Genomic DNA, 9,055 nt, shown 5'->3' on the forward strand with positions numbered 1-9,055 from the left:
CGATGGCAGACGGGATGGGAGCCCCCCACCTTGACCACGACGATGCCAGCAGACGCCCACGCGCCCCTCCATCCCGGAGCCTGAGCGCCCCCGCCGGAGGCATCGTGATGGCCGGCACCTCGCGCACTCGCTCCGACCATGTTGTGGTTCTCCCTCAACAACCCGAGCTGCTAGGCGTGCGGCCGGCGGCCGGGCCGGAGCGGGGCGAAGACAGGAGCGGCGGCCCGGACGACGGGCCGCACGCGCCGCGCGTGCGCGGCGGGTGCCTTGATGAGGTAGAGAAACCTGTAACAGCTCCCCCTATGAGGGCGGTCTTGTCGACGTAGCCGCCAGCTGCTGGCATGTATCTCGGGCCGCTGCGTTGGGGGGATTGGTGAGCGATCTAACGGTGAGGCCGTGGAAGCGGCATGGCAAGGATCGGCTCTACGTGAACCTGCCGAACGGGGATGCTGTGGCATGGGTAGACCGAGCGACCAAGGTCGTGACGATCAGGAACCAGACATATCGGGATGAGGCCTTAGCCCTCCTCGGCACCCTCCTCGGTGAAGGCATGACCGTCGGCCCCAAGCCCGCCGGCGCCTCTGCTTCGGATCATGCGCCTCGCGCGCAACAGCCGACGCCATCGGCTCGGAGACACGCTTCGCGGCCAGCAGTCCTCCCGCCGCTCTCGCCTATTGAAGACCTGGCAGGGAACCGCCCTGGTGCCGGGATCCTCCGTCGGATGGCGGGGCAGGGACCTTCAACCGGTCAACGCTGGATAGCGAAGCTGTTGCGGCGTTCATCCGATTGGGAGAGCTGGTACATCGGGCTGGAGGGGGAGCGTCGAGTCGGCCGAGAGCTGAAGCGTCTGGCCCCCCTTGGCTGGCGGACCCTTCACGGCATTGAGAAGAGCAACGGCGGCGACATCGATCACCTGCTGATCGGTCCCGGCGGAGTGTTCAGTATCAACACCAAGACCCATCGAGGTGCTTCGGTTTGGGTCGGCGACACGATGGCCAAAGTCAACGGCGGGAAGCCGCACCCCTACGCGGCCGCGAGCAAGGCTGAGGCCGACTATGTGCGAGGCGTGTTGGGACGGTACTGCGGTTTCGAGGTGCCCGTGGAGCCGGTCCTTGTGTTCGTCGGTGTTGAGCGCTTACAGCGCACGGCCACTCAGTACACCGTCCGCGTCTATCAGGAACGAGATGTCGCCGCTCTCGGCCCTCTCGCTGGCACGCTCACGCCCGAACAAGTGGAGGCCGTCTACGCCGTCGCCCGTCACCGGCGAGCCTGGCTGAGGACGTGACCCTCCTCGTCTCGGAGGAGACGGCTCGTGAAGCCCCCCCTGCAGAGGCGCTCATACGCATCGATCACCTCGCTGGGTACATGCTGACTGATCATGAAGCCCTGGTCTGGATAGATCAGCAGTCGTTGGAGAGCGCCAACGAGCATGTCGATGACCATGCGGACGTCGCCGATGGAATCGACGTAGTCCTGAAGCGTCATGGGGCTAGAAGCGCTGACGATCTCGACTTCGGGCCACAGCTTCCGCGCCGTGGCATACGCCCTCCGCTCCTCGTAGGGCTTGCTGACCAGCAAGACTGAGGCCACCTCTATGCCGACCTCGGTGAGGAGCTCCCGGGAGAAGCGGATGTTCTCGCCGGTGTTGCGGGCCCGCGGCTCTACCATCACCGCTGAGGCTGGAACGCCCAGTTCGATCGCCCGCTCCTGGTAGTGCACGGCTTCGCCGCGGGGCATGCGTTCCCGCGACGTCGGGCTAGTCGCCCCGGTGAACACGAGGAGGGGGGCCATGCCGCGCTTGTACAGGTCGGCTGCGGCGTCGGCCACGCCCAGGTCGTGGCTACCGAGCCCGATGGCCACGGAGCAGGGCCGAGGTGCGTGGCCCATCTGGTGGTAGTTCCACAGGCGCAGTGTGTCGGCCCAGTCCTGGGTGGAGATCACTGTTGGCCGTTCCTTTCCTTCGCCGAGTCAGGCACCTTGAAGTCGTATTCCCAAGCGAAGCGGGAAGCGGCATGCACCCCGATGGCGAATTCGACCACTGTGCCGTCAGCCGTGTACGTCGTCCGGTGCAGTTCGACCACGGGTTCGCCCGGCGGGAGCTGGAGGAGCTTCACCTCGTCCGCTGTCGGTGTGCGGGCGAAGAGCGACTCCTTCATGTGGTCGATCTCGTAACCCGCGTCGTACAGGACTCGGTAGCCGCCGCCTCGGCCGGCCGGACCGGGGGTGGGATCGACGATCCGGGTGCCCTCGACATGCTCGGGGCGGTAGTAGCTGGTCAGCGTGTGCGTCGGCTGGTCGCCTTCCTTCACCAGCCGGGCGCGGGCGTAGACCGGAGCTCCGGTTTCGAGGCCGTGGGCAGTTGCTACCGCCGGCGGGGCATCAACGAGGCTGACGGTCTGCGTCTGTTCGTTGCGGCGGTAGGTCCGCTCTGAGGCCACGCGATCCGCTATGAACGCGACCTCGTCGCCGTCGCGCCACTTCGCCTTGTCGTACCGGGCGATGCCGAGTCGCTTGAGTGGTACCTGCTGGCGCACAACGGTCCCATGGCCGCGCGTGGAGGTGACCAGGCCTTCCGCCTCCAGGGCCTTGTACGCGGCATGGACAGTGGCCTTCGAGCCTTCGCCTGCCTCGACCTGCGCTCTGATCTGCGGCAAGGCTTCACCCGGCGCGTACTCACCCCTCCTGATTTGTTCGGCCAGCTTGTCTGCCAGCTCCCGCCACTTGGGCGCCATCACGTACCCCTCTCGACAGGAACAAGTCAAACACAGTCCTAGGACTGTTGACAGTCCTAGGACTACGGGCCACTATCTACTCAAGCGCTCGCAGTCCTAGGACAGCGAGGTCGGCAGTTCCGGTTCGGGCTGCCCAACAACGTAGGGAGTGCTGATGCCGTCCTTCAAGATCGACACGTCGACCGCTGTGGTGTTCGTGGCCACGGCCCCCGCCCCGAAGCTCGTCAGCAAGCAGACCGGTGAGCGCGCCATGGACCGGGAGACCGGTGCCGGGCTGTCCACGGTGGGCCTGCTGATCTCGGACGAGGGGGAGGGCAACCTGTACCAGGTCACCGTCCCGGAGACCGGCCTTCCCGAGGGGCTGGCGCCGGGTATGCCGGTGTCGGTCATCGGCCTTAAGGCGCGGGACTGGGAGAACACGTTCAACGGTCAGACCCGGCACGGCATCTCGTTTCGTGCGGTCGCGATCACGCCGATGGGGGCCTGATCATGACGGATCTGTCGACGTTATGGGAGGTCGGCCTTCCGCTCGCCGGGGCAGGTGGTGGCCTGGGGTACGCGAAGATCCGGGCGCCGCGTGTGTTCTGGTCGCTGGTCGGACTTCCGGTGGCGACCGCGCGGTTCGCGGTGACGTACCGCTCGACGATGGACGTGTGCGGGCTGACGGTGCAGCCCTCCCGTCTGCGGGCGTTTATGGTCCGCAACCTCGCCCGCCGTCCGGATGTCCAGCCGGTGCCGCCGAAGGTCCGCCGGGTGAGGGTTTCCTCGACCGGACTGCGGGTCACCCTGCGGCTTCCGGCCGGTCTGGAGCCCGCCGACGTGATGGCGGCCTCTGAGCGGCTGCGGCACGCCTGGGGCGTCTACTCGGTCAACGTGGCGGAGACCAGGCCCGGGTTCGTGGAACTGCGGATGACCGGCTACGACGTGCTGCGAAAGGTCAAGATGCTCCGCAGCATTCCGACCGGCCCGATGGCCGTTGCGGTCGCGCTGCGGGAGGACGGCACCCCCTTCGTTCGCGACTACCTCAAGGTCCCGCACGCGCTGACACTCGGGGCGAACCAGTCGGGCAAGTCCATGTATCAGCGCAACCTGATCGCCGGGCTGGCCCGGCTGCGGGTCGCATTGGTGGGGATCGACTGCAAGCGGGGTGTCGAGCAGAAGGGGCTCGCGCCCCGGCTGTCCGCGCTGGCCATCACCCCCGACGAAGCGTCCGGGCTGTTGGACGCTTTGGTGGCGGAGATGGAAACCCGCTTCGACCTGCTGAGCAACCTCGGCGCCTCCGACGTGTGGGAACTGCCCGACGGGCTGCGCCCGGTGCCTATCGTGCTTCTAGTGGACGAGGTCGCGGAACTCTTCCTGGTCGCCACCAAGAAGGACGAGGAACGTCGGGACCGGATGGTCACTCAGCTGATCCGGCTCGGGCAGATGGCCCGCGCGGCCGGCATGTTCCTGGAAGTCTGTGGCCAGCGCTTCGGTTCCGACCTCGGCAAGGGTGCTACCGCGCTCCGGGCCCAGCTCACCGGCCGGGTGGTGCACCGGGTCAACGACAAGCAGACCGCCGAGATGGGTCTCGGCGACATCGCCCCGGACGCGGTCGTGGCCGTGACCGCGATCCCGCCCGACAAGCCCGGCCTGGCGGTGGCCGGTGACACCTCCGGCGGCTGGTCCCGCATCCGCACCCCCGAGTTGACCGCCGCCGATGCCGCCGCAGTCTGCGTCGCGCACGCGCACCTCACCCCGGACATCCCGGCCCTCGCCCCGTACCGGCCGGACGCCCCCACCCTCACCGGGCCCGCTGGACCCGTTCCGCTGGTGACGCCGGTTCCGGCAACCAGCTGACGTCTCGCTCCCCTCGGTCGGCGTGACCGCCTCACGCCGGGTCCCTACCTGACCCATGCCCGAAGCCGAAAGGGAACCGCCATGACCACCGCGAAGAAGACCCCGGCCGCGCGTCGCCACTCGCCCCAGCCCTCGCCCGTCCCGCCGCCCTGCGGCACTTGCGCCGGCACCGGCGAGACCACCACGGCCGTGCTCGTCGGACCCAAGCACCGGGCGATCGACGCCACGCAGACCGGACTGTGCCCGGACTGCTTCGGCACCGGCACCGCCTGACCTCGGAAGGAGGCGACCCTCGTGTTCCGCACCCTCCGCTTCGACGCGGTACTGATCCAGGCCGGCATCGCCGGTGCCTTGTCCTTCGCCCACCTGCACGACCTTGCTGCGGCGGCCGGGCAGGACGGATGGAAGGCCTGGGCCTATCCGGTCAGCGTCGACCTGCTGATGGTCGCCGCCTGGCGCCGGATGCGCACTGACGCGTCCAACCGTGACGCCTGGCTCTGGTTCGGCATCGCCCTGACGGCGTCCCTGGGCGCCAACGTCGCCACCGCCGGACTGCTCGACATGAGCGATGTCCCCGCCTGGCTGCGCATCCTCGTCGCCGGATGGCCCGCCCTCGCCTTCCTCGGCGGCACCCTCCTCGCCCACGCCCACACCCCAACCCCCACACCACAGCCGGAACCCGACCCGGTCGGGGGACCCGAAGTCGCCCCGGAGCCCACCGTGGAGCGAGTCCCCGACCCGGTGCCCGAGCTACCGCCGGCCGAACCCGCCCTGGCCGAGACAGCGCCCGCCCCCGATCCCGTTCCCGCGCCGCCCGCCGTATCGGTGCCGCCCGCCCTGATGGCTCACGCCCAGAAGATCGCGGACGCCCACCGGGCCCAGACCGGCCAGCCGATCGACGCGGAAACCCTTCGCACCCGCCACGGCCTCCCCGCGGCCCTCGCGGACTCCATTGCTCTGCAACTCGCCTGACCAGACAGGAGGTCCCTGATGCGCCCGAACCGCTTCCACAACGTGACCCGGATCGGCCCGGTACAGGTCGGCACCCACCGCGACGGCCGGGGCCGTACCAAGCACACCGCCGTGTGCACCGCTCCGCGCTGCGAGTTCTCCGCGGACTACAACACCCGCGCCGCCGCCGAACTCGCCGCCAGTACCCACCGCTGCCAGCCCCGCTGACCTTCAAGGAGACCCGCGCCATGGACGTTCCGCTCTGGCTCGCCCTGATCGTCGTCGGCGGCCTCGGCATCAAGCTCATCCGCCCGCCCTGGTGGCTCGTCGCCGTGATTCTCCTCGGCGGCTACCTCCTCGCCGACAGCCTTTTCGCCCCGCTCATCGACCCGATCGCCAAGTAGGGAGACCCCAGCCATGCTCCAGCCCCGCATCCCGGTCAACCCGCTCCCGTCCGGCCACACCATCCCGATCCACAAGCCCACTCCCGTAGCCGACATCGAGCCGACCCAGACCGCAGTCCCGGTGATGGTCGCCCCGCCCCGGACCACGGTCCAGCTCACCCCGGGCAGCGCGCTCGCCCTCGCGTCCGGTGGCGGGGCGGTGGTCCTGGTCGTCGGCGCCGTCCTCGTATCCCTGCTGCTCGCGGTCGCCATCACCGGCGTCTCGGTCGCCGTCATCGCGGTCGTCCTGCGACTGCTCGTCAAGGACCTCCAGAAGGGGCGGTGACCAGCGTGGACACGCACGTGATCGCAGCTGGCTTACCGGCCCTTGGGTGGGCCCTCCACGGCGGGATGCTCCTGCGGCGCCTGAGCACCGCACGACGTGACCCGCTGACGGGCCTCCACACCCGCGCCGGATGGACCGCCCGCGCCGACCACCTCATGACCAAGCACGTGAACGCCCTGGTGCTCCTGGTCGACCTGGACGACTTCAAGGCCATCAACGACATCCACGGCCACGCGGCCGGAGACGCGGTACTCACCGCGACCGCCAACCGCCTCGCCGACTGGTGCGGACGCCACGGGATCGTTGCCCGTCTCGGCGGGGACGAGTTCGCCGCCATCGTCACCGACCCCGCCCACACCGCCGGCCTCCCGGCCCTCCACTCCGCGCTGGACGAACCGGTCACCCACCAGGGCCACACCTTGCCGGTCTCGGCCTCAATCGGTCACTGCCACCGCGCACACCTGCCGGTGCCGATCCTCACCGACGCCCTGTCCGCCGCCGACGCCTCGATGTACCTCACCAAGGGCTACGACAGGCGCAACACACGCTGAGCGGCTCCCGGGGCGGCCTCGGTCGCCAAACTTCCGCCGCCCCGGGCGCCTCAACCCCTCTTCAGACCCAAAGGACCCGAAAGGGAAAGCCCATGATGCCCCAGCCCCCGGCCACCCGCGTCTGCTCCCACTGCGACGGCTTCCCGGTCGTCCACGTCACCACCGGAAGCGTCACCCCGGACGGCCGGCGCCGCACCCTTCCCGCCTCCTGCCCGGCCTGCAAGGGCACCGGCACCCGCACCGTGACGGCCGTTCTCGTCCGCGCCGGGAAGTGACCGCCTTGACCGACACCGCCACCGCGGCGGGCCTGGACCCGGCCACCCTGAGCGATCTGCTCCGGGTGGCCGGGTCCCCCGGCTTCGACCGCCTCACCGACCAGATCCGCCGCACCGGGGGATGCGCCGCCCCCATCCGCCTCTCCGGCGGAACCAAGCTCCTCGACCCGGCCACCCGGACCGTCCTGCACGCCTACACCACGGACAACGAGCCCGGTGGGGTCTTGCGGGTCGCCTGCGGCAACCGGCGGGCCTCCCGCTGCCCCGCGTGCGCCTGGACCTACGCCGGGGACACCTACCACCTCATTCGCGCCGGACTCGTCGGCGCACCCGACAAGGGCACTCCCGAGACGATCCGCGATCACCCCCGCGTCTTCGCCACCCTCACTGCCCCATCCTTCGGCCCCGTCCACAACCGCCCCGGCACCCGGCCCTGCCGCTGCGGAACCCGCCATCCCGAGGACGCCCCTGAGCTGGGCACCCCGCTCGACCCGTCCACGTACGACTACGCGGCCGCGGTGCTGTGGAACAACCACGCCTCCGAGCTGTGGCGGTACTTCACGATCTACCTCCGCCGCGAGATCGCCGCCCGCGCCGGACTCACCCAGAAAACCGCCCACGAGGAATCCCGCGTCTCCTTCGGCAAGGTCGCCGAGTACCAGAAGCGCGGAGCCGTCCACTTCCACGCCGTCATCCGCTTCGACGGCCCCGAAGGCCCCGACACCCCGCCCCCGGCCTGGGCCACCCTCGACCTGCTCACCGGCGCCATCCGCGCCGCCGCCGCCCGCGTCCGCGTCGTCGTCCCCGCCGCTCCCGCGTACGGCGTCGACCAGGACGTGAAGCTCACGTGGGGTGATCAGCTCGACATCCAGCCCATCGGCGCCTTCGGCCAGGGCGAGGACCTGACCGAACAGGCCGTCGCCGCCTACGTCGCGAAGTACGCCACGAAGGCCGCCGAGACCACCGGCAGCGTGGACCACCGGGTCGGCAATAAGGAAGCGCTCATCCTCCTCGACGTGCCCGACCATCCCCGGCGCCTGATGGAAGCCTGCATGGACCTCGACGCAGCGTACCCCGATCGGCGGCTGAGGGCCTGGGCCCACATGCTCGGCTTCCGCGGCCACTTCTCCACCAAATCCCGCCGCTACTCCACCACCCTCGGCGCCTTACGCCAGGTCCGCGCCGACTACCGCGCCCACCAACAACGCGCCTCACTCGGCCTGCCCAACCCCGACGACAACCCCGAAGCCACCGTCCTCGTCGTCGCCCACTGGACCTACGCCGGCCACGGCCACACGCCCGGCGAATCCTGGCTCGCTGCCAACATTCGCCGCGATATCCGGCACAACCGCGAACACGCCCGTGAGATCCGTGCCGAACACGACGCCCAAGAAGGGGAGCTGTGAAAGACGAACTGATGACCGTGCCGCAGATCCTCGCCGAGTTAGGTGGGGTGTCGCGTCGGACTTTCTACCGGTGGCGTGAGTTGGGACAGGGGCCTGCGGCCTTCAAGCTGCCCAATGGCGAGCTGCGGGTCTGGCGCTCGGACTTCTCCGCGTGGCTGCGAGCGCTGGAAGGTGCCGCCGCGTGAAGTCACTCGATGTCAAGATCTGGAGTGTTCGTAAGCGCAACACCCAAAAACCGTCTTACGAAGTGCGATGGGCGGTAGCGGGCAAGGTCTTCCCTCAGACTTTTCGAACCAAGGCGCTTGCGGACAACTACCGATCCAAGCTGATGCGGGCGGCGCGGGACGGCGAGGAATTCGACACCGAATCCGGCCTTCCCGGCTCCATGGAGGAGAAGAAGTCAGCTCTCACCTGGTACGCCTTCGCCCTGAAGTACCTCGCCATGAAATGGCCACATGCTGCGCCGAACACACGCGACGGCATCAACGAATCCCTGACTTCCGTCACGACGGCCCTCCTAAGGGCTGTCCCGCAAAGACCTGGAGGCCCGAGTCGAGGCTCGAAAAGATGTG

The 9,055-nt window shown here is 69.2% G+C and carries 14 protein-coding genes and 1 pseudogene; 13 read left to right on the plus strand and 2 right to left on the minus strand.

From position 1 onward, the window contains the following. Nucleotides 1–721: 721 nt before the first annotated feature. Nucleotides 722–1,285 (plus strand): nuclease-related domain-containing protein, encoded by a 564-nt coding sequence (locus AB0K65_RS28225; RefSeq protein WP_365721356.1) that lies wholly within the window; start codon nt 722–724, stop codon nt 1,283–1,285. On the opposite strand, the gene AB0K65_RS28230 is transcribed toward AB0K65_RS28225, so the two are convergent. Together AB0K65_RS28230 and AB0K65_RS28235 are read right to left on the minus strand one after the other, a co-directional pair. Next, nucleotides 1,258–1,941 (minus strand): YdcF family protein, encoded by a 684-nt coding sequence (locus AB0K65_RS28230; protein ID WP_365721358.1) that lies wholly within the window; start codon nt 1,939–1,941, stop codon nt 1,258–1,260. The two genes, AB0K65_RS28225 and AB0K65_RS28230, sit on opposite strands and share 28 nt — an antisense overlap. Then, nucleotides 1,938–2,732 carry a GntR family transcriptional regulator gene (locus AB0K65_RS28235; protein ID WP_365721360.1) on the minus strand — a complete coding sequence of 265 codons (795 nt, stop codon included), beginning with the start codon at nt 2,730–2,732 and terminating at the stop codon, nt 1,938–1,940. The genes AB0K65_RS28230 and AB0K65_RS28235 overlap by 4 nt, the downstream gene beginning before the upstream one ends. Nucleotides 2,733–2,886: 154 nt before the next feature. On the opposite strand from AB0K65_RS28235, the gene AB0K65_RS28240 reads away from it, so the two are divergent. The 12 genes and pseudogenes from AB0K65_RS28240 to AB0K65_RS28295 all read left to right on the plus strand — a co-directional run. Further along, nucleotides 2,887–3,219, plus strand: coding sequence for a hypothetical protein (locus tag AB0K65_RS28240; RefSeq protein WP_365721362.1), 333 nt, complete (start codon nt 2,887–2,889; stop codon nt 3,217–3,219). Between the two features lie 2 nt (nt 3,220–3,221). Beyond that, nucleotides 3,222–4,571 (plus strand): FtsK/SpoIIIE domain-containing protein, encoded by a 1,350-nt coding sequence (locus AB0K65_RS28245; protein ID WP_365721364.1) that lies wholly within the window; start codon nt 3,222–3,224, stop codon nt 4,569–4,571. A gap of 81 nt (nt 4,572–4,652) precedes the next feature. After that, on the plus strand, nt 4,653–4,844 hold the full coding sequence (locus tag AB0K65_RS28250; RefSeq protein ID WP_365721366.1) for a hypothetical protein: 192 nt from the start codon (nt 4,653–4,655) through the stop codon (nt 4,842–4,844). A gap of 21 nt (nt 4,845–4,865) precedes the next feature. Next, on the plus strand, nt 4,866–5,543 hold the full coding sequence (locus AB0K65_RS28255) for a DUF2637 domain-containing protein (RefSeq protein ID WP_365721368.1): 678 nt from the start codon (nt 4,866–4,868) through the stop codon (nt 5,541–5,543). Nucleotides 5,544–5,561: 18 nt separating this feature from the next. After that, nucleotides 5,562–5,750: a mobile element transfer protein gene (locus AB0K65_RS28260; RefSeq protein WP_365721370.1), complete on the plus strand. Its 189-nt coding sequence runs from the start codon at nt 5,562–5,564 to the stop codon at nt 5,748–5,750. 20 nt (nt 5,751–5,770) lie between these two features. Next, entirely contained in the window at nt 5,771–5,926 is a 156-nt protein-coding gene (locus AB0K65_RS28265; RefSeq protein WP_314619884.1) for a hypothetical protein, read from the plus strand. Between the two features lie 13 nt (nt 5,927–5,939). Next, complete coding sequence (locus AB0K65_RS28270; RefSeq protein ID WP_365721372.1) at nt 5,940–6,251, plus strand: SpdD-like protein; 312 nt, start codon at nt 5,940–5,942, stop codon at nt 6,249–6,251. Between the two features lie 5 nt (nt 6,252–6,256). Further along, the gene (locus tag AB0K65_RS28275; protein WP_365721382.1) at nt 6,257–6,802 is read left to right on the plus strand and encodes a GGDEF domain-containing protein; all 546 of its coding nucleotides are present in this window, start codon (nt 6,257–6,259) and stop codon (nt 6,800–6,802) included. Between the two features lie 92 nt (nt 6,803–6,894). Then, complete coding sequence (locus AB0K65_RS28280) at nt 6,895–7,077, plus strand: hypothetical protein (protein ID WP_365721374.1); 183 nt, start codon at nt 6,895–6,897, stop codon at nt 7,075–7,077. Nucleotides 7,078–7,082: 5 nt separating this feature from the next. Continuing rightward, nucleotides 7,083–8,483, plus strand: coding sequence for a replication initiator protein RepSA (gene repSA / locus AB0K65_RS28285; RefSeq protein WP_365721376.1), 1,401 nt, complete (start codon nt 7,083–7,085; stop codon nt 8,481–8,483). An 11-nt stretch (nt 8,484–8,494) separates the two neighbouring features. After that, entirely contained in the window at nt 8,495–8,668 is a 174-nt protein-coding gene (locus AB0K65_RS28290; protein WP_365721384.1) for a helix-turn-helix domain-containing protein, read from the plus strand. Beyond that, nucleotides 8,665–9,055, plus strand: a pseudogene (locus tag AB0K65_RS28295) (site-specific integrase); the annotation flags it as partial. The gene AB0K65_RS28290 and the pseudogene AB0K65_RS28295, both read left to right, overlap by 4 nt.

It is taken from the genome of Streptomyces sp. NPDC053755 (assembly GCF_040677675.1).
Classification (GTDB): Bacteria; Actinomycetota; Actinomycetes; order Streptomycetales; family Streptomycetaceae; genus Streptomyces.

Bases quoted from the DNA above. Each gene is read 5' to 3' on its own strand.
- AB0K65_RS28225 (WP_365721356.1), top strand. From the start codon at position 722: ATGGCGGGGCAGGGACCTTCAACCGGTCAACGCTGGATAGCGAAGCTG.
- AB0K65_RS28235 (WP_365721360.1), bottom strand. From the start codon at position 2,732: ATGGCGCCCAAGTGGCGGGAGCTGGCAGACAAGCTGGCCGAACAAATC.
- AB0K65_RS28240 (WP_365721362.1), top strand. From the start codon at position 2,887: ATGCCGTCCTTCAAGATCGACACGTCGACCGCTGTGGTGTTCGTGGCC.
- AB0K65_RS28245 (WP_365721364.1), top strand. From the start codon at position 3,222: ATGACGGATCTGTCGACGTTATGGGAGGTCGGCCTTCCGCTCGCCGGG.
- AB0K65_RS28250 (WP_365721366.1), top strand. From the start codon at position 4,653: ATGACCACCGCGAAGAAGACCCCGGCCGCGCGTCGCCACTCGCCCCAG.
- AB0K65_RS28260 (WP_365721370.1), top strand. From the start codon at position 5,562: ATGCGCCCGAACCGCTTCCACAACGTGACCCGGATCGGCCCGGTACAG.
- AB0K65_RS28265 (WP_314619884.1), top strand. From the start codon at position 5,771: ATGGACGTTCCGCTCTGGCTCGCCCTGATCGTCGTCGGCGGCCTCGGC.
- AB0K65_RS28270 (WP_365721372.1), top strand. From the start codon at position 5,940: ATGCTCCAGCCCCGCATCCCGGTCAACCCGCTCCCGTCCGGCCACACC.
- AB0K65_RS28280 (WP_365721374.1), top strand. From the start codon at position 6,895: ATGATGCCCCAGCCCCCGGCCACCCGCGTCTGCTCCCACTGCGACGGC.
- AB0K65_RS28290 (WP_365721384.1), top strand. From the start codon at position 8,495: ATGACCGTGCCGCAGATCCTCGCCGAGTTAGGTGGGGTGTCGCGTCGG.